Below are 22,558 nucleotides of genomic sequence, written 5' to 3' on the forward strand. Positions count from 1 at the left end.
CCCTTGTGCATGTCGAAGGACACGCCGTTGAGCGCAATGATGCCGCCGAACACGACGCTGACGTCGCGAACCGCGAGCAGGGGCGATGTCCCCTGCGCGAGCTGTGCCTGCGTCATCTCGTCTCGCCCACGATGTTCAGTGGGCGAAGGGGCGATGCGAACCGCTCCCGGTGATGACAAAGGCTATCTGATCCCCTCGGCCACACGCGCAACTTTTCCTCCTGATTTCAGCTTTTTGCTGACGTCTTTTTTGGAATGCGGCATCAGTCCCCCGAGTGCCGCTTCGATGTTCCTTACCATCGCAAGCAGACGCGGTCCAATGTCGTTGATCAAACGCTCTTCCGTGAAGCGGAATGCGGGCGCGCCGCAATTGAATGCGTAGGGACCGGTTCCGTCGTTGAGCCTGAGCGCGACGCCGGCAGCGCCGATGTCGTCGTGCCAGTCGCCGACGGAGATCGCAAAACCGTATTTCGCGACGGTTTCGCCGGAGCGTTCCAATCCGTCGCGCATCTTGGGCCAGCGGCTGCCGTAATGTTCGCGCAACAGACGCGACAGCTCTGCGCGGTCCGCGTCGTCGAGCGCCCAGAAATAGGCGCGGCCCATCGCGCTGGTTGCAATCGGCACGCGCGAGCCGACGTCAAGTTGAACTCCGACCGTCTCTGTGCCGCGGCTCTGCCCGAAATAGATCATGCTGTGGCGATCGCGGCCTCCGACGGCAACGGCGCCGCCGGTCGCGCGCATCACGTCCTCGCGAAACGGTTCGGACAAATGCCGAACGCCGAGATTGGCCAGCGCCGCGTAGCCGAGCGACATCGCGGCGGGCGTGAGCTGGTACTTCTCGAAGCGGGGAACCGGCGCCAGATAGCCGAGCTTGGTCAGCGTATAGGTCAGCCGCGACACGGTCGGCTTCGGCAGGTTGGTGCGGGAGGCAATCTCCTGATTGCCGAGCAGGCCGTCATTGGGTTGGAATGCGCGCAATACGTCCAGTCCGCGGGAAAGCGCGACGACGAAGTTCCGATCTGTCGCAGTCTTCTTTGCTGTACGCTTCATCCCTGATCTGCTTCTTGCGCGGAGTCGTTGACAAGCCACGTGCTTCAAAATAACCCTGCCGTCAAGATGCGGAATTAAATTCCGCAGTGCGAAATCCAACAAAAGTAAATCCCCACCAAGGAGGGACACCGTGAGCGAAGTGGTCAAGCTTGAGCGTCATGACGAAGTCGGGATCGTCACGGTCAACAGCCCGCCGGTCAATGCGCTGAGCGCCGCCGTCCGCGGTGGCATCCTGGAGTGCATCAAGGCCGCGGTCGCCGATCCCGCCATCAAGGGTATCGTGCTGACCTGCGCGGGGCGCACCTTCATCGCCGGGGCCGACATCACCGAATTCGGCAAGCCGCCGAAGGCGCCCGCGCTCAACGACGTGCTCGCCGAGATCGAGAACTCCCCCAAGCCGGTGGTTGCCGCGATCCACGGCACCGCGCTCGGCGGCGGCCTCGAGGTCGCGCTCGCCTGTCATTTCCGCGTCGCGGTCAAGGAAGCCAAGCTCGGCCTGCCCGAGGTCAAGCTCGGCCTGCTGCCCGGCGCCGGCGGCACCCAGCGCCTGCCGCGCGCGGTCGGGCCGGAGCTCGCCGTCAAGATGATCGTCGGCGGCGATCCGATCGGGGCGGCGGAAGCGCTCAAGAACGGCCTGATCGAGGAGATCATCGAGGGCCCGGCGTCGGGCGGCGAGGCTTTCGTGCGCAAGCTGCTGGCCGAGAAGCGTCCGCTGCGCCGCCTGCGCGACGACGATTCCAAGATCGCGGCCGCCAAGGCCGACCGCTCGATCTTCACCAATGCGGTTGCCGCCATGACCAAGAAGTCGCGCGGCCTGGAAGCGCCGTTCGCGGCCGCCGACGCCGTCGGCTACGCCATTGACCTACCCTTCGACGAAGGCCTGAAGAAGGAGCGCGAGGGCTTCCTGAAGCTCGTCGCCAGCGACCAGTCCAAGGCGCAGCGCTATGCCTTCTTCGCCGAGCGCGAGGCCGCCAAGATCGCTGGCGTCCCTGAAGGCACCAAGTCGCGTCCCGTGAACCGCGTCGCCATCCTCGGCGCCGGCACCATGGGTGGCGGCATCGCGATGTCCTTTGCCAATGCCGGCGTTCCCGTCACCCTGATCGAGACCGGCGAGGAGCAGCTCAAGCGCGGCATGGGCATCATGCAGAAGAACTGGGAAGCGACCGCCGCGCGCGGCGGCATCCCGGCTGACGCGCCCGCCAAGCGCATGGCGCTGATCAACGGCGTCGTCGGCATCGAGAATGTCGGCGATGCCGACCTCGTCATCGAGGCCGTGTTCGAGACCATGGCGGTGAAGAAGGAAGTGTTCGGCAAGCTCGACCAGTACGTCAAGCCCGGTGCCGTGCTCGCCTCCAACACATCGTACCTCAATATCGACGAGATCGCGAAGTCGACCAAGCGTCCGCAGGATGTGCTCGGCATGCACTTCTTCTCGCCGGCCAACGTCATGAAGCTGTGCGAGATCGTGCGCGCCGACAAGACCGCGCCGGACGCGCTGGTCACCGCGGTCAACATCGCGCGCAAGATCGCGAAGGTGCCGGCCGTGGTCGGCGTCTGCGACGGTTTTGTGGGCAACCGCATGCTGGCGCAGCGCGGCAAGCAGTCGGAGAAGCTCTTGTTCGAAGGCGCGCTGCCGCAGCAGGTCGATGCCGTCGTGACAAAATTCGGCATGCCGATGGGGCCGTTCGCGATGGGCGATCTCGCCGGCCTCGACATCGGCTGGCGCTCGCGGAAAGACCGCGGCATCAAGTCCGAGATCGCGGATGCGCTGTGCGAAGCCGGCCGCTTCGGCCAGAAGACCGGCAAGGGCTACTACAAGTATGAGGCCGGCTCGCGCTCGGCGCTGCCTGATCCCGAGGTCGAGAAGCTGATCGACGAGACGCTGCTCCGTCTCGGCCGCAAGAAGCGCGTCGTCAGCGACGAGGAGATCCTCGAGCGCATGATGTATCCGATGATCAACGAGGGCGCGAAGATCCTCGAAGAGGGCATCGCGGCGCGTCCCTCCGACATCGACGTGGTCTGGCTCTACGGCTATGGCTGGCCGATCTACCGCGGCGGCCCGATGTTCTGGGCCGACACCGTCGGCCTCAAGCACATCGCCGATCGCCTCGCCTTCTACGCCAAGGAGACCAACGACCCCAGCCTCGAGCCCGCGCCGCTGCTGAAGAAGCTCGCGGCCGAAGGCAAGACGTTCGCCTCGCTCGCGGCGGCGTCGAAAGCGGCGTGATGGGTTGGGCTCGGTGATCACGAACACCTTTGCGAGGGCAACACTCTCTCCGTTCCCTCCCCCCTTGTGGGGGAGGGGTAGGGAGGGGGGTAGCCCCAAGCGAGGTCAGTGTTCGTGGCATCCCCTTCCCCAACCCTTCCCCACAAGGGGGAAGGGAGCCCGGACATCGGTGCCCGCCTCACACGATATCGTCACGACCGCTCTGCAGAGTATCGACCGTTAATGACCCATCCCGGCGAACAGTTTTATCCCGCGGGCGTGCGTTGGGACGACACCATCGTCCAGGGCTCGCTGCCTGACCTGCTGTCGAAAGCCGCCGCCGAATACAGTCCGCGCACCGCGCTGGAATTCCGGGAACGTCCGATCACCTACACCGAGCTCGCCGCGATGGCCGAACGCGCGGCCGCGGCGTTCCTGCGCGCCGACTGCGGCAAGGGCACGTCCATCGCGCTGTTCCTCGGCAATACGCCGGATCACCCCGTCAATTTCTTCGGCGCGCTGAAGGCCGGCGCCCGCCTCGCGCATCTCTCGCCGCTCGACGGCGAGATCGCGCTGACCCACAAGGTCTCGGATTCCGGCTCGCGCCTGCTCGTCACCTCCAATCTCGCCGCGCTGCTGCCGACAGCGCTGAAATTCCTGGAGAAGGGGCTGATCGATCGCCTCGTCGTCTGCGAGGACGACAATTGGGGCAAGGTCGGCACGCCGCAGGCGCCGATCCCCGATGATCCCCGCATCGTCACCTTCAAGACTTTTGTGGAGGGCGCCACCGCGCCGGCCGAGTGGCCGAAAGTCACCGCCGAAGACGTCGCGCTGCTGCAATATACCGGCGGCACCACTGGCCTGCCCAAGGGCGCGATGCTGACGCACGGCAATCTCACCTCGGCGGTGTCGATCTACGACGTCTGGGGCAAGCCGTCGCGTGCGAGCCGCGGCGACGTGGTCGAGCGCGTGATCTGCGTGCTGCCGCTGTTCCACATCTACGCGCTGACCGTCGTGCTGCTGTCCTCGCTCAGCCGCGGCAATCTGATCTCGCTGCATCAGCGTTTCGACGTCGAGGCCGTCATGCGCGACATCGAGGTCAAACGCGCGACCTATTTCCCTGGCGTGCCGACCATGTGGATCGCGATCGCCGCGCTCCCTGATCTCGACAAGCGCGACTTCTCCTCGCTCGCGACCATCGGCTCCGGCGGCGCGCCGCTGCCGGTGGAGGTCGCGAATTTCTTCGAGCGCAAGGTCGGCAAGAAGCTGCGCAGCGGCTGGGGCATGACCGAAACCTGCTCGCCCGGCACCGGCCATCCGCCCACAGGCCCCGACAAGCCCGGCTCGATCGGCCTGATGCTGCCCGGCATCGAGCTCGACGTCGTCTCGCTGGACGATCCGACACGCGTGCTGCCGCCCGGCGAGGTCGGCGAGATCCGCATCAAGGGCCCGAACGTCACCAAGGGGTACTGGAACAAGCCGGAGGGATCGACTGATGCCTTCGTCGACGGCCGCTTCCTCACCGGCGACATCGGCTATGTCGACACCGACGGCTATTTCTTCCTGGTCGACCGCAAGAAGGACATGATCATCTCCGGCGGCTTCAACGTCTATCCGCAGATGATCGAGCAGGCGATCTACACCATTTCGGGCGTGCACGAGGTCATCGTGCTCGGCATTCCCGACCAGTATCGCGGCGAGGCCGCCAAGGCCTTCATCAAGCTCAGGCCGGAGGCAAAACCGTTCTCGCTCGACGAGCTGCGCGCGCAGCTTGCCGGCAAGCTCGGCAAGCACGAATTGCCGGCGGAGGTCGAGTTCGTCGACGATCTGCCGCGCACGCCGGTCGGAAAATTGTCGCGCCACGAGTTGCGCCAGCAGCAGAAACCATCACAATCCAAGCAACCAGGAGGTCGTTCTTGACCGACGCCGTCATCGTTTCCACCGCCCGCACCCCGATCGGCAAGGCCTATCGCGGCGCGCTCAACGCCACCGAGGGCGCAACCCTGCTCGGCCACGCCATCGGCGAAGCCGTCGCGCGTGCAAAAGTCGATCCGAAGGAGATCGAGGACGTCGTGATGGGCGCCGCGCTTCAGCAGGGCGCGACCGGCGGCAACATCGCGCGCAAGGCGCTGCTCCGTGCCGGCCTGCCCGTCACCGTTGGCGGCACCACCATCGACCGGCAGTGCGCCTCGGGCCTGCAGGCGATCGCGCTGGCCGCGCGCTCAGTGATCTTCGACGGCGTCGAGATCGCGGTCGGCGGCGGCGGCGAGTCCATCAGCCTCGTGCAGAACGACAAGATGAACGGCTTCCACGCCCAGGACCCGGCGCTGCTCAAGATCAAGGGCGAGGTCTACATGCCCATGATCGACACGGCGGAGATCGTCGCCAAGCGCTACGGCATCTCGCGCGAGGAGCAGGACGAATATTCGCTGGAGAGCCAGCGCCGCACCGCGGCAGCCCAACAGGGCGGCAAGTTCAAGGACGAACTCGCGCCGATCACCACGCTGATGGCGGTCACCGACAAGGCGACCGGCGCCGTGTCGATGAAAGAGGTCACGCTGTCGCAGGACGAGGGCCCGCGCCCCGAAACCACCGCCGAAGGCCTCGCCGGCCTCAAGGCCGTGCGCGGCGAGGGCTTTTCGGTCACCGCCGGCAATGCCAGCCAGCTCTCGGACGGCGCCAGCGCCAGCGTCATCATGAGCGACAAGGAAGCCTCAAAGCGCGGCCTCAAGCCGCTCGGCATCTTCCGCGGCTTCGTCTCCGCCGGCTGCGAGCCGGACGAGATGGGCATCGGCCCGGTCTTCGCCGTGCCGCGCCTCCTGAAGCGCCACGGCCTCACCGTCGACGACATCGGCCTCTGGGAGCTCAACGAAGCTTTCGCGGTGCAGGTGCTGTATTGCCGTGACAAGCTCGGCATCGACCCCGAGAAGATCAACGTCGACGGCGGCGCGATCGCGGTCGGCCATCCCTACGGCATGTCGGGCGCGCGCCTCACCGGTCACGCCCTGATCGAAGGCCGCCGCCGCAAGGCGAAGTATGCGGTGGTGACGATGTGCGTTGGCGGCGGCATGGGCGCGGCGGGACTTTTCGAGGTGTTGCAGTAATCGTCGTCCTGGCGAAAGCCAGGACCCATACTCCGCAGCAGGAGTTTGGCGGACAGACAAGAGTTGCCTTCGCAAAACGGAGGCCGGTGGTAATGGGTCCTGGCTTTCGCCAGGACGACGAGGAAACAGGAGGGTCCGATGGATCTCGCATTCACGAAAGAAGAGCAGGCGTTTCGCGAGGAAGTGCGGTCGTTCTTCCGCGACAACGTGCCGCCGGATACGCGGCGCAAGCTGGTCGAGGGCCGCCATCTCTCGAAGGACGAGATGGTGACGTGGTGGCGCATCCTCAACAAGAAGGGTTGGGGCGTCAGTCACTGGCCGACGCAATATGGCGGAACGGGGTGGACCTCCGTGCAGCACTACATCTTCAACGAGGAGCTGCAGTCCTATCCGGCGCCGCAGCCGCTCGCCTTCGGCGTCAGCATGGTCGGCCCCGTCATCTACACCTTCGGCAACGAGGAGCAGAAGAAGCAGTACCTGCCGCGCATCGCCAATGTCGACGACTGGTGGTGCCAGGGCTTCTCCGAGCCCGGCTCCGGCTCCGACCTCGCCTCGCTGAAGACGAAAGCCGAGCGCAAGGGCGACAAGTGGATCATCAACGGCCAGAAGACCTGGACCACGCTCGCCCAGCACGCCGACATGATCTTCTGCCTCTGCCGCACCGACAACAACGCGAAGAAGCAGATGGGCATCTCCTTCATCGTGTTCTCGATGAAGTCGAAGGGCGTCACCGTGCGTCCGATCCAGACCATCGACGGCGGCGTCGAGGTCAACGAGGTCTTCTTCGACGACGTCGAGGTGCCCGTCGAGAACCTGATCGGCGAGGAGAACAAGGGCTGGGACTACGCAAAATTCCTGCTCGGCAATGAGCGCACCGGGATCGCGCGGGTCGGCGTCTCCAAGGAGCGGCTGCGCCGCATCCGCGATCTCGCCGGCAAGGTGGAATCCGGCGGCAAGCCGATCATCCAGGATGCTGCCTTCCGCGAGAAGCTCGCGGCTTGCGAGATCGAGCTGAAGGCGCTCGAGCTCACGCAGCTTCGCGTCGTCGCCGACGAGGGCAAGCACGGCAAGGGCAAGCCCAATCCGGCCTCCTCGGTGCTGAAGATCAAGGGCTCCGAGATCCAGCAGACCACCACCGAGCTCCTGATGGAAGTGATCGGCCCGTTCGCCGCGCCCTACGATTTGCACGGCGACGACGGCTCGAACGAAGCCATGGAATGGACCGCCCAGATCGCGCCGAGCTACTTCAACAACCGCAAGGTCTCGATCTACGGCGGCTCCAACGAGATCCAGCGCAACATCATCGCCAAGGCGGTGCTGGGGCTGTGATGCTCTCTTCTCCCTCGCCCCGCTCTTGCGGGGAGAGGGTTGGGGTGAGGGGCCTCTCTCCGCGCAGAGACTTGTTAGTTTGAGGAAACAGAAATGGATTTTGATCTGAACGAGGAGCAGCGGCTTCTCAAGGAAAGCATCGACGGCCTCTTGACCGATTCCTACGATTTCGAGAGCCGCAAGAAGTACATGAAGGAGAAGGGCGGCTGGAGCAAAGCGGTCTGGCTCAAGCTCGCCGAGCAGGGCCTGCTCGGCCTGCCCTTCAGCGAGGCCGATGGCGGCTTCGGCGGCGGCGGCGTCGAGACCATGATCGTGATGGAGGCGCTCGGCAAGGCGCTGGTGCTCGAGCCGTATCTCGCAACGGTGGTGATCGGCGGCGGCTTCCTGCGCCACGCGGGCTCCGATGCGCAGAAGGCCGCGCACCTGCCCGGGATCATCGACGGCAGCAAGACGCTGGCGTTTGCCCAGCTCGAGAAGAACTCGCGCTACGATCTCTTCGACGTCTCCACGACCGCGAAGAAGAAGGGCGACGCCTACGTCATCGACGGCGAGAAATTCGTCGTGCTCAACGGTGAGAACGCCGACACGCTCGTCGTCACCGCGCGTACCAAGGGCGACCGCCGCGACAAGACCGGCATCGGCGTGTTCCTGGTTCCCGCGAATGCCAAGGGCGTCACGAAGAAGTCGTATCCGACGCAGGACGGCCTGCACGCCGCCGACATCACCCTCACCGGTGTCGAGGTCGGCGCCGATGCCGTGCTCGGCAATCCCGAGGATTCGCTCGCGCTGATCGAGCGCGTGGTGGACGAGGCACGCGTCGCGCTCTGCGCCGAGGCGGTCGGCCTGATGGACGAGTCGCTGAAGACCACGGTCGAGTACATCAAAACGCGAAAACAGTTCGGCGTCGCGATCGGCTCGTTCCAGTCGCTGCAGCATCGCGCCTCCGACATGTTCGTCGCCGCTGAACAGGCGCGATCGATGTCGATGTTCGCGACCATGGCCGGTGATTTCGAGGACGCCAGGGAGCGCTCCAACGCGATTGCCGCGGCCAAGGTGCAGATCGGCAAATCGCTGAAATTCGTCGGACAGCAGTCGATCCAGCTCCACGGCGGCATCGGCATGACCATGGAGGCGAAGATCGGCCACTACTTCAAGCGCCTCACCATGATCGAGAACTCGTTTGGCGACACCGACTACCACCAGCGCCGCGTCGCGGATGGTGGCGGGTTGATCTAGCCACACGACGACTGTCATCGCCCGGCCAAGCCGGGCGATGACACCGAGTAAATGGCGTCAGCGGAGCAACAACAATGAAAAACACCCCGTTCGATCTCACCGGAAAAGTCGCAATCGTCACCGGCTCCAGCCGCGGCATCGGCCGCTCTTCCGCCGAGCTGCTCGCCAAGTTGGGGGCCAAGGTCGTGGTCTCCTCGCGCAAGGCGGAAGCCTGCAAGGAGGTCGTGGACGGCATCATTGCGGCCGGCGGCGAGGCCACCGTCATACCCTGCAACATCGCGCGCAAGGCCGAGGTCGAGGCGCTGATCGCAGGCGCCACGAAGCATTACGGCAAGATCGACATCCTCGTCTGCAACGCCGCCGTCAATCCTTACTACGGCCCGCTGCTCGACATCACGGACGAAGCCTTCGACAAGATCATGGGCAGCAACGTCAAGAGCAACATCTGGCTCTCGGCGCTCGCGATCCCGCAGATGGCGGAACGCGGAGGCGGCTCCGTCGTCATCATCTCCTCGATCGGCGGCTTGCGCGGCTCCACCGTGATCGGCGCTTACGGCATCTCCAAGGCCGCCGACTTCGCGCTGTGCCGCTCGCTCGCCGGCGAGTGGGGCCCGAAGGGCGTCCGCGTCAACTGCATTGCGCCCGGCCTCGTCAAGACCGATTTCGCCCGCGCGCTGTGGGAAGACGAAGCCATGCTGAAGCGCCGCACCGCCACCACGCCGCTGCGTCGGATCGGCGAGCCCGACGAGATCGCCGGCGCCGTCGCTTATCTCGCGTCCGATGCCTCGAGCTTCATGACCGGACAGACCATCGTCATCGACGGCGGCGTGACCACGGCCGCGGTGTAACCGCGGCCCGCGCGCTCAAGGCCGGCGCGCGCCGTCGCGCCCGGCCAAAGCGCCCTCGATGCCGCGCACGACGATCAGCGCACTTCGTTCGTCGAGATGCACGCCGTCGGCCCAGCGCAACTCGCTCCGCGGCGGATCGATCGGCAGCCACAGCGCGGGATCCGGGAACGCCTCGTGGACGATCGCCTTGCTCGTCCGGGCGTGGCGGGAATTCTCGATCTCCGCGGCGAACGGCACTTCGATGAGGAAGGCCCGTGCCCCGCGTTGCTGGATCTCGTCGATCAGTTGCTTGATGATGGCCACATTCGCGCGCGCCGGCACGGTGGGGTCGCTGTCGTTCATCTGTTCCAGCGCGTGGTCGAGATAGGCCTTGTTGTCGAAGGTGCTCGGCGGCTGGCTCAGCACGCGCTCCTGCTCGGCGCGCGCCCGGGCGGGATTCGGCGGGGCGTGATTCCAGGTCTCGTAGGCTGCGACCGCCGTTCGCACCGGGCGCAGCAGCGGCGCTTCGGCCCGCGTGCCGCCCGAAAATCTTTCGACCAGCGCGCCGTCGGGCTCGCGGGAGAGGATGTTGGTTTCGATCAGCACGATCTTCGGTAGGCTCGGCTGCCTTGCGACGATCTCGAGGCCGGTCACCGGCGAGCCTCCCGCCAGCGCCAGATTACGGATGCGCGGCAGCGAGAAATAGTCCTCCTTCAGACGCCAGGTGACCGAGCTGCCGACCAGCACGATGTCGGGCACCGGCTCCTGCACATAGCGGTTGAGGGTGACGAGGCTGCCGTCGCGGGTGGTGACGGCCGGCTGCTGCAGCGCCGCGCCGAACCGCGCCGTGGCAAGGCCGCAGGCAAGGAGCAGCGCCGTCGCGACGCCCGCGCATCTGACCAGCCATGGAAGCGTTGAGGTCTGCCGCATCGTCAGAACTGGAAGTAGATGAAGGCGGCGTCGGGCCCCGCCTCGAGATAGGCCAGCGCCGCGAGTGCGCCATAGAGATACGGCTCCCAGCGCGAGAGCCTGCCGGCGGCGAGCGCACCGAAGCCGACATGCTGGATGATGACGGGCAGGGCGTAGAGCAGGGCGAGATTGTAGAACAGCTTCGTCGGATTGGGATTGTCGGTCGGCCTGAACATCCCGGCGAGGTAGCCCAGCGCGTGATCGAAGTTCGGCAGCTTGAAGAAGATCCACAGCATCGTCACGCAGAGGAAGACGACGCCCATGCGAACGACCCGCACGGCAGGGCCGGCCTCGCCCAGCACCTTCAGGAAGGGGCGTTCGACGACGAGCAGGAGGCCGTGCAGCATGCCCCACAAGGCGTAGCTCAGGCTGGCGCCGTGCCAGAGCCCTCCGAGCGTCATCACGATCATCAGGTTGAGGCAGGTTCTGGCCGGTCCATGCCGATTGCCGCCGAGCGGGATGTAGAGATAGGTCCTGAGCCAGGTCGACAGCGAGATGTGCCAGCGCGTCCAGAACTCGGAGAACGACGTCGAGATGTAGGGCAGGTTGAAGTTGACGGGCAGGCGGTATCCGAACAGCAGGGCGAGGCCGAGCGCGATCGCCGAATAGCCGAAGAAGTCGGCATAGATCTGGTAGCCGTACAGGAACACGAGCAGCCAGCGATCCTGCGTGCGCACCGTCTCATAGAGCGGATAGTCCATGTAGGACGTCATCTCGTTGAGATTGTTCGCGACGTAGAGCTTGAAGAAGAAGCCGACGAGAACCCACTTCGCGGCCTCGACGAAGGCAACGTCGCCGAGCCGCTTGGGCACGATCTGCGGCATGAACTGGCCCGCGCGCGTGATCGGCCCCGACACGAGCTGCGGAAAGAAGATGATGTAGAGGAAAACGTCGCTCAAGCGTGGTGGCCGCTTCTCGCGCGTGAGGTCGACCAGCAGGCTGATGTTGTGGAATACGAAGAACGAGATGCCGATCGGCAGCGGCAGGCGCAGCAGGAAGTCGAGCGGCGCAACTCCCGTCAGGTGAGCTGTGGCCACATCGACGAACAGGAGCTTGTATTTGAAGAACGCCAACAGGGCGAGATTGAAGACGATCCCGGCCGGCATCCACACCGCGCGGTTGTCGAAGGCCAGCACCAGGCACACGTAGGTTCCGACCACGGCGAGCAGCAGCAGCGGCAGCAGTTCCGGTTGGCCGGAGCCATAGAACACCAGGCTCGCAAGCACGAGCAGCTGGACCTGGAAGCGGCGCAAAGCCGGCAGGTAATAGGCGCCGAACACGACCGCGACGAAGATGCCGAACTGAAAGGAAGTGAAAGTCATGCCGCCCCGATGGTCCGGCCCGGCGTGTAGCATTTTTGCGGACGCGGTCCTAGTCTTGGCGACGGTCTGCTTTCATCACCCTCGAGGGGAGGAGAAGCCAGAGCAACCTTGACCTTCCGCCTCCAATCCGCTCCCTTTGGCGCGACACAATGATCCCTCCGGGATAACGCCAGGAAAACGCCAAGGTAAGCCGCCATGTCTTTCGTCCTCGCCATCGATCAGGGCACCACCTCTTCGCGCGCGATCGTGTTTCGCGGCGATATTTCCATCGCGGCGAAGGCGCAAGCCGAGTTTCCGCAGCATTTCCCGGCCTCGGGCTGGGTCGAGCACGAGCCGGAGGACATCTGGACCTCGACCGTGATGGTCTGCCGCGAGGCGATCGAGCAGGCCGGCATCACCGCCAAGGACATCGCCGCGATCGGCATCACCAACCAGCGCGAGACCACCGTGGTGTGGGACCGCGCGACAGGCCAGGCCGTGCATCGCGCCATCGTCTGGCAGGACCGCCGCACCGCCGACATCTGCGCGAAGCTGAAGCACGACGGCCGCGAGCCATTGATCTCGCAAAAGACCGGCCTGATCATCGACCCCTATTTCTCCGGCACCAAGGTCGCCTGGATCCTCGACCACGTCCCCGGCGCCCGCGCGCGCGCTGCGCGCGGCGAGCTGATGTTCGGCACGGTCGACTGCTACCTGCTCTGGCGCCTCACCGGCGGCAAGGTGCACGCCACCGACGCCACCAACGCCTCGCGCACGCTGCTGTTCAACATCCACACCGGCCAATGGGACGACGAGCTCCTGGAGATCATCGGCGTGCCGCGCTCGATGCTGCCCGAGGTGAAGGATTCCTCCGCGCGTTTCGGCGAGAGCACGCCTGATTTGTTCGGCGGCGCGATCGCGATCTCCGGCATCGCCGGCGACCAGCAGGCGGCGACCATCGGCCAGGCCTGCTTCCGCCCGGGCATGATGAAGTCGACCTACGGCACCGGCTGCTTCGCGCTGCTCAACACCGGCACCACGCCCGTGGTCTCGAAGAACAAGCTGCTCACCACCGTTGCCTACCAGCTCGACGGCAAACGCACCTACGCGCTCGAAGGCTCGATCTTCGTTGCCGGCAGCGCGGTGCAATGGCTGCGCGACGGCCTCGGCATCATCAAGCACGCGGCGGAGACCGGGCCTCTTGCCGACCAGTCCGACTCGATGCAGAGCGTCTATCTCGTTCCTGCCTTCGTCGGCATGGGCGCCCCCTACTGGAATCCGCGCGTGCGCGGCGCGCTGTTCGGCCTCACCCGCAACACCGGCCCCGCCGAGCTCGCCCACGCCGCGCTGGAAAGCGTCTGCTACCAGACCTTCGACCTCTGGGCCGCGATGCGCGCGGACTGGCCAAGCTCGGAAACCGCCAGCGTCGTGCTCCGCGTCGACGGCGGCATGACGGCGTCGGACTGGACCATGCAGCGCCTCGCAGATTTGCTCGATGCCCCTGTCGATCGCCCCGTGATTCAGGAGACGACCGCGCTCGGCGCCGCCTATCTCGCCGGTCTCCAGGTCGGCGTCTATCCCGAGCCGACCAAATTCGCCGACAACTGGCGCCTCGAGCACCGCTTCAAGCCGAACATGAGCCAGGCGACACGCGAGCGAAAGCTCGCGGGCTGGGCAAGGGCAGTGAAGGGCGTGCTGGCGAGTGATGAGGGAGAATAGCGGGTGCGCGCAACCCGCCCCGATAGCGGCGGACGCGATCACACTGACGGCGAGGTGAACGAGACGCGTCCTCAAACTCCGCCGTCGTCCTGGCGAAAGCCAGGACCCATAACCACCGAGCCAAATTGCTTTGGACCGCTATCGGCCCCAGCCTGCCGCAACAATGACCAATTGTGGTAATGGGTCCTGGCTTTCGCCAGGACGACACGGAGTGTGTGGCCGGCGTTCAACTTCAAAAGGACGCATCCCATGATCCTCCCCGACGGCTATTCCGACGTGCCCTCCGGCAAGATCGCCACGGTCGTCACGCATCTGGAGATGACCGCACCTCCCGCGCGCCGCGACGATCCACCGGGCAACTGGACCCTGCGCAAGGTCGACGCCCCCGCGCTTGACTGGTATCGCGACCTCTACCGCCGCGTCGGCGACGACTGGTTGTGGTTCTCGCGCGCGCGCATGACCGACGCCGAGCTCACGGCGGTCATCCACGTGCCGGGGATTGAAGTCTACGCCCTGGTCGTGGACGGTCACGACGAAGGCCTGCTGGAGCTGGATTTCCGTCAGCCCGGCCAATGCGAGCTGGTCTATTTCGGCGTCACCGCCGGGCTGATCGGCACAGGCGCCGCCCGCTTCCTCATGAACCGCGGGCTGGACCTCGCCTGGTCACGCGACCTCCGCCGCGTCTGGGTCCACACCTGCACCTTCGACCATCCCTCCGCCGTCGCGTTCTACCAACGCTCCGGCTTCCGTCCATTCCGCCTGCAGATCGAGATCGCCGACGATCCGCGTCTCGACGGCACGGCGCCGCGCGATGCGGCGCGGCATGTGCCGATCATTGAATGATGCGTCGAGACCTGTAGCCGGCGATCAATCGCCGGCCCGCCGTGATCTGGTAGACGGCCGGGTCTGGTCGTAATGGCCTAGCACAACCTTGTCTTGTTGCCATTTTGAAGTGTATCGTCTCTGCTTGCCCGACCAGAGGTCGTCATGCGCCATCTTATGGCATCGAATCGTCTGAAGACCTTAGTCGTCGCCTTGATTGGCATGCTGATGCTGAGCGTGCCAGCGCCGGGCCAGGATCGGATGGTGCTGGGGTCCCGTCAGTTCGAGGTCGACAAGAGTGGCAATGGCGCCGTTCTTTGCGCTTGGTCGATGTATCTTTCCATCCAGGCCGAAACGGCGGCGTGTGGGTTGACGCGGCGCCAGACGGACGATGCGATGGATGAGGCGATTGCAGCGATTGACGAGTTCATTCTTGCGAACTCTTCCCTGCATCCGACGCGCGCGATGTTGGACGAATTCAAGCAGCGCGCAGCAGAATCGCATCTCGGTTTGGCGCGGCGACAAGGCCTTCAGAATTTTTGTAGTCGACCCGACTTGGAGCATTTCCGGAGTATCAGTCCGGATCAAATCAGGGCAGGCGTGAAGAAGCTGCTAGAGATTCCGCGCGAGCCTGTCATGAATCCCTGCCTCTAATCTCCGCGGTGGCGTCGTTGCGCAGCGCTCGCCTTCAAAGGTATTTGTTGCAGGCGGCGGGCAATAACGATGAACTGGACGGCCCTGCCGGGACCTTCGACTGAGAGGCGCAAGAACATGTTCCTGATCGGCCAATACGATTCCCCCTTCGTCCGCCGCGTCGCGATTGCGCTGCGGCTTTACGGGCTCGCCTTCGAGCACAAGCCGTGGTCAACCTTCGGCGACGCCGACAAGATCGCGCCGTACAATCCGCTGCGCCGCGTGCCGACGCTGGTGCTCGACGACGGCGAGGCGCTGATCGAGAGCACGATCATTCTCGATTATCTCGACGAATGCGTCGGTGAGGAGAAAGCGATGCTGCCGCGCAGCGGCGCCGAGCGGCGGCATCATTTGCGCATCTGCGCGCTTGCCTCCGGCCTTGGCGACAAGGCCGTGAGCCTGCTCTACGAGCGCGTGCTGCGGAAGGAGCAGCTCGCGCTGTGGGTCGAGCGTTGCCAGGCGCAGATCGCTGACGTCCTGAAGGTGCTTGAGGCCGAGCGCGCGAAGGTGGCGACGCCGTACTGGCTGGGTGACCGGATCGGCCACGCCGACATCGCGGTCGCCTGCGTCGTCCGCTTTACCCGAGAAGCACATCCGCAATTGTTCGAGCCGTCGCGCTATCCGGCGCTGTCGGCGCATGCCGAGCGTTGCGAGGCACTTGCGCCGTTTCAGGAGATCGTACAGCCGTTGGCGCCGCCGAAGGGGTGAGCCGCATCAAGCGCCTCTATGCGAACCCGATTTTGATCAGGATTGTCAGGAAAAGGCCTCCGACGACCGCGCAGACCGCGGCACCGATCAACGGCCCCAGCGCGCCTTCCCGGCTCGCAGGCTCCAGCACCGCGTGTCCCGGCTGTTCCGGATCGTAATAGACTTTGACGTTCTGCCCGGGACGATGTTTCGCCGCGGCCTTTTCGGCGACCTCGCGCAGCCCGGAGATCATGGTGCCGCCCCAATCGACTTCTGTGCCGATGAAGTCGCGCTTGCCGACCCTGTAGGCGTAGCGGAGGTCGACCTGATAGCGATATTGGAGCTTGCTGGACCGTGACTTGTCGTCGTCATCGCTCTTCTCCTCGATGATTTCCTCGATCACGTCGCAATGGGTGACCCTGCCGGCCGCGGTCGGCCAGCGCAGGCTAGCGCTCGCCAGCCGGCGCGTCCGGACATACGCTGCGAGGCAGAACACGCCGCCCACGAGCACGATGATCGGCAGCGCGAACGCGAACAGCGGAACGCCGTTGCTGGTGTAGAGCACGTGACCCGCGAGCGAATGCGCGGTGAGCGTGGCGGCAATGACGCCGAACACGATGGTGAACGCCACCAGCGCCGCGAGGTTCTGCGCGGCAGCAGGTTCGAGCAGCGCCTCGGTTGGTTGCTTCGGATCGACATGGACGTCGACATGCGCGCCAACCGGATATCGTCCGATCAGTTTTGCGGCCAGTACCCGCGTCGTGATGACCTGGCCGCCGACAAAGACCTTGTCGCTTTCCAGCTCCTGGCCGCCGGCCTGATAGCGATAGCGGATGACGGGCTTGGCGTCGTTCTGATCGTCCGAGGCGTGCGTCGCCGGCTGATCGACCCTGGAAACCGTGATGACGCCCTCCACCTTGTCCCAGCTCCGCGCGGTCTGCATCCGGCCCCGCATGCGGACCAGATTGAACAGCATCAATCCAAACAGAAGCACGGCGACGCCGGCGGCAATCTGCGTCCACATCAATTGTTGGGCGTCCAGCATCCGATTCCCCCGCGCTTCGGCCGTGATCGCCATTGGTCGCGGCGAGCGCGCGTTGCGTTCACGGCACTGTCGCCGTTCCGGGAGATCGTGCAGCCGCAGGCCGCCGAAGGGATGAAAGCGCGGGGCGGGCCTTATTTCCGCGAGCACGGCCTGATCTGCTCGCCCGTCGCCGACGTCATGCCGACCGGACTTGGCGACAGTCGTATGCCAAAGAACAACTGAGAGCCGGACACCTTGTCGTCAGCCCCCTGGTGTACGTCCAGGTCGAGCTTCGCGGCGATCTCGGATGTCAGCTTGGCCTTCTCCTCCATCGAAATCGCATTGTGATATTTGATCTCGTAGACGACGTCGGCCTCCAGCACGGACCGCGTCTGGCACACGACGCCGCCGTTCGAAACGTTCTGGGTGACTGCGTCCGCGCATTCGGCCCTCAGCAATGCGTTCCGGGTCGATATCAGCGACTCGTCGGAAATCAACAAAATGTTGGCATTCTCGAGCTTGAGGTTGACCGCCTCGACCTGCTGCATCCCGGCGACGGCCGACAGCTTCTCCCTGACCTGGGCCGACACGTCGAGCTTTTTCTCGAGCGACTGCTTCAGGTCCCGGTCAACGGTCCGCGATCTCTGGATCTTGCCGGTCAGCAGCGTGGGATCGACGTCGCAGGTCGGATGCAGCTCCAGCCGGCCGTTGCTGAGATACTCGATCGTGTTGATCGTGCCGGGGCCGCCGAACGTGCTTGGCGGCACCACCTCGAAATATCCGGTCTCGGAGAGAATGGCCGTGATCGTTTGCTTCTTTCGCGGGAACCCGGCGTAGACCGAGACCATCACGAGTGCAATCGCGACAAAAACTCCGCCACCCAGCCAAAGCCATTTGCGGCTCGTTACTTCCCCGGGCAGCACAACTGATTTCGCTCGCCGCATGGCACGTAGCCTTTCGGACAGTCCGCAGCGGCAATCGTTGGCAGAACGACGAGAGCGATCGCGGCGACGAACAGTGCAATGAACTGCTTCATATGTTCGATCCCAAGCAAACCGTCGGTTCGAAGGTAGTAGACCGAGAGAATATCGAATCGAGGTTGAGCGGACAAGTGAACGAGTTCACACGTGCGCGGTTCCCGTGGGGGCAGGCTTGAGGCGAGTTGTAGGGCGCGACGGCGCATTCGCGCAGGTCGCCCGCTCAATGTGCTGGAGAAACCTGATTTGCATTTACTGCCTCCCAAGGGTCGTCCTGGCGAACGCCAGGACCCATACCGCGTGATCTATCGGTGACGGTTGCTGGCAATACCAAACGACGAATCTTCGCCAAACCGCTCCCCGGGGTCATGGGTCCTGGCGTTCGCCAGGACGACGGCAGAGGGTGTGGTGCGCGCCAACGAACGACGGCGATATGCGAGGCGAGAGGATCGGGCGCCGCGGTTGGCGATGATGGAATAGTACAGGTGTTTTGCCCGACGGAGCAAGTCGTTTCGGCAAGACCGAAATTGTTGAGATCTTTCAACCCCGTCGCTACTGTGCATGGGGTTGTTTTTCAGGTTTTAGTTTTGACGGCCCACTCTCCCCCCGGTCGTCCCGGCGGAGGCCGGGACCCATCGCCACAGGGAGCAGTTTGGCGAAGACTGGTAGTGGCGCTTCCTCGCCGGTACTGCGATCAAGCGTCAAAGATAGATCACGCGGTATGGGTCCCGGCCTTCGCCGGGACGACACCGCGGTGATGCGAGAGCCTACCCCGCCCCCGCGCGCTTCTTCTGCCAGACCAGATGCACCGCGCAGGTGCAGCCCGGCGGATGAGATGCCAGATCCTTCGACGTCTCGTCGTTCGCCGCCGTTGCCGCGAAGGCCTTGTCCTCTCGCGACGGGATGTAGTTCAGCACCGGCGCGAGCCAGCGCTCGGCTTCCGCCACCGTCATGCCCTTGCGTGCGGCGTAGTCCTCGACCTGGTCGCGCTCGATCTTGCCGACGCCGAAATAATAGCTCTCGGGGTTCGCGAAATAGAGCCCGGATACGCTGGAGCCCGGCCACATCGCAAAGCTCTCGGTCAGCTTGACGCCGGCGGTCGCCTCCGCATCGAGCAGCTCGAACAGCGTCGCCTTCTCGGTGTGATCGGGCTGCGCGGGATAGCCGGGCGCGGGGCGGATGCCCTGATACTTCTCGAGGATCAGGTCCTCGCTCGAAAGTGCCTCGTCCGGTGCATAGGCCCAGAACTCGCGGCGCACGCGGGCATGCATGCGCTCGGCAAAGGCTTCGGCGAGACGATCGGCCAGCGCCTTGCACAGGATCGAGGAGTAGTCGTCGTTGGCCATCTTGAAGCGGTCGGCGACGGCGTCCTCGCCGATGCCGGCCGTGACCACGAAGCCGCCGACATAATCTGGCACGCCGGCGGGCGCGACGAAGTCGGCAAGCGCGGCGTTGAAGCGGCCCTCGCGCTTCTCGAGTTGCTGGCGCAGCGTGTGCAGCGTCGCGATTGTCTTGGTGCGGCTCTCGTCGGCATAGAGCACGATGTCATCGCCTTGCGCATTCGCCGGCCAGAAGCCGACCGTCGCGCGCGCCCGGAACCACTTCTCCTTGACGATGAGGTCGAGCATCTTGCGCGCGTCATCATAGAGCGAGCGCGCGACCTCGCCGACCTTGGCGTCATCCAGAATGGCAGGGAAGCGGCCGGCGAGCTCCCAGGTCTGGAAGAACGGCGTCCAGTCGATGCAGTCGACGAGCTCGGCGAGGTCGTAGTCGTCAAAGCTGCGGATGCCCAGGAAAGTCGGCTTCACCGGCTTGTTGGCAGCGAAATCGATCGGCACGCGGTTGGCGCGCGCTGCTGCAAGCTTCAGGCGCTTCTTGTCGGCCTGCGCGCGCAGATGCGCGTCCGAGATCTTGGCGTATTCGGCACGCACCTCGGCGGCATAGGCCTCGCGCTTCTCGGGCGAGAGCAGCGAGGAGGCGACGCCGACGGCACGGCTGGCGTCGTTGACGTGGACGACGGGACCGGCGCGATAGCTGGGGTCGATCTTCACCGCCGTATGGACCCGGCTCGTGGTGGCGCCGCCGATCAGCAGCGGCAGCTTGAGGCCTTCGCGCTGCAATTCACCGGCGAAGAACGCCATCTCGTCGAGCGAGGGCGTGATCAGGCCTGAGAGACCAACGATGTCGGCCTTCTCCGCCTTCACGGTCTCGACGATCTTGGCCGCAGGCACCATCACGCCGAGGTCGATGACCTCGTAATTGTTGCACTGGAGCACGATGCCGACGATGTTCTTGCCGATGTCGTGGACGTCGCCCTTCACGGTCGCGAGCACGATCTTGCCGGCGGACGAGGAGCCTTCCGTGCCAATGCCATTGGCAAGGTTGCGCGCCTTCTCTTCCTCCATGAATGGCATCAGCCAGGCCACCGCCTGTTTCATCACGCGGGCGGATTTCACCACCTGCGGCAGGAACATTTTTCCGTCGCCGAAGAGGTCGCCGACCACGTTCATGCCGGCCATCAGCGGGCCCTCGATCACGTCGAGCGGACGCGAGGAGTTCTTGCGGGCTTCCTCGGTGTCCTGCTCGATGAACTCGGTGATCCCATGGACCAGGGAATGCGACAGCCGCTTCTCTACCGGCCATTCGCGCCAGGCGAGATCGGCTTCCTTGGTCTGGGTCTTGTTGCCGCGGAATTTTTCTGCGAGCGCCAGCAGGCGTTCGGACGCGCCCGCGTCGCGGTTGAGGACGACGTCCTCGCAGACCTGGCGCAATTCGGGGTCGATGTCGTCATAGACGATCATCTGCCCGGCATTGACGATGCCCATGTCCATGCCGGCCTTGATGGCATGATACAGGAACACCGAGTGCATGGCCTCGCGCACCGGCTCGTTGCCGCGGAACGAGAACGACAGATTGGAGACGCCGCCGGAAATGTGCGCGCCCGGCAGATTCTGGCGAATCCAGCGCGTCGCCTCGATGAAGTCGACGCCGTAATTGTTGTGCTCTTCGATGCCGGTCGCGATCGCGAAAATGTTCGGATCGAAGATGATGTCTTCCGGCGCGAAGCCGACGCGGTTCACCAGGATGTCGTAGGCGCGCTTGCAGATCTCGGTCTTGCGCGCGAACGTGTCGGCCTGGCCGACCTCGTCGAACGCCATGACGACGACAGCCGCGCCGTGGCGGCGCGCGACCTTCGCCTCGTGGATGAACTTCTCCTCGCCTTCCTTCATCGAGATCGAATTGACGACCGGCTTGCCCTGCACGCATTTCAGGCCGGCCTCGATCACCGAGAACTTCGACGAGTCGACCATGACGGGGACGCGGGCGATGTCGGGCTCGGCGGCGACGAGGTTGAGGAAGGTCACCATCACGGCTTCCGAATCCAGAAGTCCCTCGTCCATGTTGACGTCGATGATCTGCGCGCCGTTCTCGACCTGGTCGCGCGCGACCTGCAGCGCAGCCGTGTAGTCGCCGTTGGTGATCAGCTTGCGGAAGCGGGCGGAGCCCGTGACGTTGGTGCGCTCGCCGACGTTCACGAAGGGAATGGCGTCGGTCAGAATGAACGGCTCGAGGCCGGACAGCCGCAGGCGCGGTGTGATCTCGGGCACGATGCGCGGCTTATGCGGAGCGACCGCGGCCGCGATCGCAGCGATATGGTCCGGCGTGGTGCCGCAGCAGCCGCCGACGATGTTGACGAGGCCGTCACGCGCGAACTCGCCGACCAGGCGCGCCATGTAGTCCGGCGTCTCGTCATACTGGCCGAATTCATTGGGCAGGCCGGCGTTGGGGTAAGCACATACAAGAGTGTCGGCGACGCGGCCGATATCGGCGATATGGGCGCGGAGGTCTTCTGCGCCGAGCGCGCAGTTGAAGCCGATGGTGACGGGTTTTGCGTGCCGCACCGAATTCCAGAACGCCTCCGGCATCTGGCCCGAGAGCAGGCGGCCGGATTTGTCGGTGATGGTGCCCGACACCATCACCGGCATGTCGATGCCGCGCGCTTCGGTGATTTCGGCGATCGCATAGAGCGCCGCCTTGGCGTTCAGCGTGTCGAAGATGGTCTCGACCAGCAAGAGGTCGACGCCGCCGTCGAGCATGCCGTTGATCTGCTCGCCATAGGATTTGCGTAAGTCGTCGAAGGTGACGGCGCGATAGCCCGGATTGGAGACGTCGGGCGAGATCGAGGCGGTGCGGTTGGTAGGTCCGATGGCGCCCGCGACGAAGCGCGGCTTGCCGTCCTCGGCCTCGACGCGCCGTGCCGCGTTGCCGGCGAGGCGGGCGCCTTCGCGCGCCATCTCGTAGACGATGTCGGTGAGGTCGTAATCGGCCTGCGCGATCGAGGTCGTGGAGAAGGTGTTGGTGGCGACGATGTCGGCGCCGGCACGCAAGTACGCAGCGTGGATGTCCTCGATCGCCTGCGGCTGGGTCAGGATCAGCAAATCGTTGTTGCCGCGCAGGTCGCGATGGAAGTTCTTGAAGCGCTCGCCGCGGAAGGCGGCCTCGTCGAACTGCAGGTTCTGGATCATCGTGCCCATGGCGCCGTCGAGCACGAGGATGCGCTCGCGCGCGGCATTCAGCAGGGCAGTTCGCTTGGGAGAGGTGGGTACGGTCATTT

General features: G+C 64.9%; 16 protein-coding genes and 1 pseudogene. 10 read left to right on the forward strand and 7 right to left on the reverse strand.

Annotated elements, in window-relative coordinates; genetic code table 11:
* Both livG and RAD15_RS07825 read right to left on the reverse strand, forming a co-directional pair.
* A pseudogene (gene livG, locus RAD15_RS07820) lies at window positions 1–116 on the reverse strand (high-affinity branched-chain amino acid ABC transporter ATP-binding protein LivG); the annotation flags it as partial.
* A gap of 66 nt (window positions 117–182) precedes the next feature.
* Entirely contained in the window at window positions 183–1,049 is an 867-nt protein-coding gene (locus RAD15_RS07825) for an IclR family transcriptional regulator (protein WP_458176745.1), read from the reverse strand.
* Between the two features lie 130 nt (window positions 1,050–1,179).
* On the opposite strand from RAD15_RS07825, the gene RAD15_RS07830 reads away from it, so the two are divergent.
* The 6 genes from RAD15_RS07830 to RAD15_RS07855 all read left to right on the forward strand — a co-directional run bounded on the left by RAD15_RS07830 (window position 1,180) and on the right by RAD15_RS07855 (window position 9,772).
* Window positions 1,180–3,276, forward strand: coding sequence for a 3-hydroxyacyl-CoA dehydrogenase NAD-binding domain-containing protein (locus RAD15_RS07830; RefSeq protein WP_458176086.1), 2,097 nt, complete (start codon window positions 1,180–1,182; stop codon window positions 3,274–3,276).
* A gap of 222 nt (window positions 3,277–3,498) precedes the next feature.
* On the forward strand, window positions 3,499–5,175 hold the full coding sequence (gene pimA, locus RAD15_RS07835) for a dicarboxylate--CoA ligase PimA (RefSeq protein ID WP_458176088.1): 1,677 nt from the start codon (window positions 3,499–3,501) through the stop codon (window positions 5,173–5,175).
* Complete coding sequence (locus tag RAD15_RS07840; RefSeq protein ID WP_458176090.1) at window positions 5,172–6,359, forward strand: acetyl-CoA C-acyltransferase; 1,188 nt, start codon at window positions 5,172–5,174, stop codon at window positions 6,357–6,359. The genes pimA and RAD15_RS07840 overlap by 4 nt, the downstream gene beginning before the upstream one ends.
* A gap of 138 nt (window positions 6,360–6,497) precedes the next feature.
* A complete protein-coding gene (gene pimC / locus RAD15_RS07845) occupies window positions 6,498–7,688 on the forward strand; it encodes a pimeloyl-CoA dehydrogenase large subunit (protein ID WP_458176092.1) in 1,191 nt (396 codons plus the stop codon).
* Between the two features lie 93 nt (window positions 7,689–7,781).
* Window positions 7,782–8,924 carry a pimeloyl-CoA dehydrogenase small subunit gene (pimD, locus tag RAD15_RS07850; RefSeq protein WP_458176094.1) on the forward strand — a complete coding sequence of 381 codons (1,143 nt, stop codon included), beginning with the start codon at window positions 7,782–7,784 and terminating at the stop codon, window positions 8,922–8,924.
* A gap of 74 nt (window positions 8,925–8,998) precedes the next feature.
* Window positions 8,999–9,772, forward strand: coding sequence for an SDR family NAD(P)-dependent oxidoreductase (locus RAD15_RS07855; RefSeq protein WP_458176096.1), 774 nt, complete (start codon window positions 8,999–9,001; stop codon window positions 9,770–9,772).
* Window positions 9,773–9,787: 15 nt separating this feature from the next.
* On the opposite strand, the gene RAD15_RS07860 is transcribed toward RAD15_RS07855, so the two are convergent.
* Together RAD15_RS07860 and RAD15_RS07865 are read right to left on the reverse strand one after the other, a co-directional pair.
* Window positions 9,788–10,681, reverse strand: coding sequence for a hypothetical protein (locus tag RAD15_RS07860; RefSeq protein WP_458176099.1), 894 nt, complete (start codon window positions 10,679–10,681; stop codon window positions 9,788–9,790).
* 2 nt (window positions 10,682–10,683) lie between these two features.
* Window positions 10,684–12,042 (reverse strand): MBOAT family O-acyltransferase, encoded by a 1,359-nt coding sequence (locus RAD15_RS07865; RefSeq protein ID WP_458176101.1) that lies wholly within the window; start codon window positions 12,040–12,042, stop codon window positions 10,684–10,686.
* 195 nt (window positions 12,043–12,237) lie between these two features.
* On the opposite strand from RAD15_RS07865, the gene glpK reads away from it, so the two are divergent.
* The 4 genes from glpK to RAD15_RS07885 all read left to right on the forward strand — a co-directional run bounded on the left by glpK (window position 12,238) and on the right by RAD15_RS07885 (window position 15,963).
* Entirely contained in the window at window positions 12,238–13,740 is a 1,503-nt protein-coding gene (gene glpK, locus RAD15_RS07870; RefSeq protein ID WP_458176103.1) for a glycerol kinase GlpK, read from the forward strand.
* A 249-nt stretch (window positions 13,741–13,989) separates the two neighbouring features.
* Window positions 13,990–14,583 (forward strand): GNAT family N-acetyltransferase, encoded by a 594-nt coding sequence (locus tag RAD15_RS07875; RefSeq protein ID WP_458176105.1) that lies wholly within the window; start codon window positions 13,990–13,992, stop codon window positions 14,581–14,583.
* Window positions 14,584–14,727: 144 nt separating this feature from the next.
* On the forward strand, window positions 14,728–15,216 hold the full coding sequence (locus RAD15_RS07880; protein WP_458176107.1) for a hypothetical protein: 489 nt from the start codon (window positions 14,728–14,730) through the stop codon (window positions 15,214–15,216).
* A 117-nt stretch (window positions 15,217–15,333) separates the two neighbouring features.
* The gene (locus tag RAD15_RS07885; protein ID WP_458176748.1) at window positions 15,334–15,963 is read left to right on the forward strand and encodes a glutathione S-transferase family protein; all 630 of its coding nucleotides are present in this window, start codon (window positions 15,334–15,336) and stop codon (window positions 15,961–15,963) included.
* A gap of 16 nt (window positions 15,964–15,979) precedes the next feature.
* Here RAD15_RS07885 and RAD15_RS07890 read toward each other — a convergent pair whose 3' ends face one another.
* The 3 genes from RAD15_RS07890 to metH all read right to left on the reverse strand — a co-directional run bounded on the left by RAD15_RS07890 (window position 15,980) and on the right by metH (window position 22,556).
* A complete protein-coding gene (locus RAD15_RS07890) occupies window positions 15,980–16,987 on the reverse strand; it encodes a DUF3592 domain-containing protein (protein WP_458176109.1) in 1,008 nt (335 codons plus the stop codon).
* A 131-nt stretch (window positions 16,988–17,118) separates the two neighbouring features.
* On the reverse strand, window positions 17,119–17,814 hold the full coding sequence (locus RAD15_RS07895) for a hypothetical protein (protein ID WP_458176750.1): 696 nt from the start codon (window positions 17,812–17,814) through the stop codon (window positions 17,119–17,121).
* Window positions 17,815–18,710: 896 nt separating this feature from the next.
* Window positions 18,711–22,556, reverse strand: a complete 3,846-nt coding sequence (metH, locus tag RAD15_RS07900) for a methionine synthase (RefSeq protein WP_458176111.1) — start codon at window positions 22,554–22,556, stop codon at window positions 18,711–18,713.
* Between the last annotated feature and the right edge of the window lie 2 nt (window positions 22,557–22,558).

The organism is Bradyrhizobium sp. 14AA (assembly GCF_054185205.1).

Bases quoted from the DNA above. Each gene is read 5' to 3' on its own strand.
- RAD15_RS07825 (WP_458176745.1), bottom strand. From the start codon at position 1,049: ATGAAGCGTACAGCAAAGAAGACTGCGACAGATCGGAACTTCGTCGTC.
- pimA (WP_458176088.1), top strand. From the start codon at position 3,499: ATGACCCATCCCGGCGAACAGTTTTATCCCGCGGGCGTGCGTTGGGAC.
- pimC (WP_458176092.1), top strand. From the start codon at position 6,498: ATGGATCTCGCATTCACGAAAGAAGAGCAGGCGTTTCGCGAGGAAGTG.
- pimD (WP_458176094.1), top strand. From the start codon at position 7,782: ATGGATTTTGATCTGAACGAGGAGCAGCGGCTTCTCAAGGAAAGCATC.
- RAD15_RS07855 (WP_458176096.1), top strand. From the start codon at position 8,999: ATGAAAAACACCCCGTTCGATCTCACCGGAAAAGTCGCAATCGTCACC.
- RAD15_RS07860 (WP_458176099.1), bottom strand. From the start codon at position 10,681: ATGCGGCAGACCTCAACGCTTCCATGGCTGGTCAGATGCGCGGGCGTC.
- RAD15_RS07865 (WP_458176101.1), bottom strand. From the start codon at position 12,042: ATGACTTTCACTTCCTTTCAGTTCGGCATCTTCGTCGCGGTCGTGTTC.
- glpK (WP_458176103.1), top strand. From the start codon at position 12,238: ATGTCTTTCGTCCTCGCCATCGATCAGGGCACCACCTCTTCGCGCGCG.
- RAD15_RS07875 (WP_458176105.1), top strand. From the start codon at position 13,990: ATGATCCTCCCCGACGGCTATTCCGACGTGCCCTCCGGCAAGATCGCC.
- RAD15_RS07880 (WP_458176107.1), top strand. From the start codon at position 14,728: ATGCGCCATCTTATGGCATCGAATCGTCTGAAGACCTTAGTCGTCGCC.
- RAD15_RS07885 (WP_458176748.1), top strand. From the start codon at position 15,334: ATGTTCCTGATCGGCCAATACGATTCCCCCTTCGTCCGCCGCGTCGCG.
- RAD15_RS07890 (WP_458176109.1), bottom strand. From the start codon at position 16,987: ATGCTGGACGCCCAACAATTGATGTGGACGCAGATTGCCGCCGGCGTC.
- RAD15_RS07895 (WP_458176750.1), bottom strand. From the start codon at position 17,814: ATGGTCTCGGTCTACGCCGGGTTCCCGCGAAAGAAGCAAACGATCACG.
- metH (WP_458176111.1), bottom strand. From the start codon at position 22,556: ATGACCGTACCCACCTCTCCCAAGCGAACTGCCCTGCTGAATGCCGCG.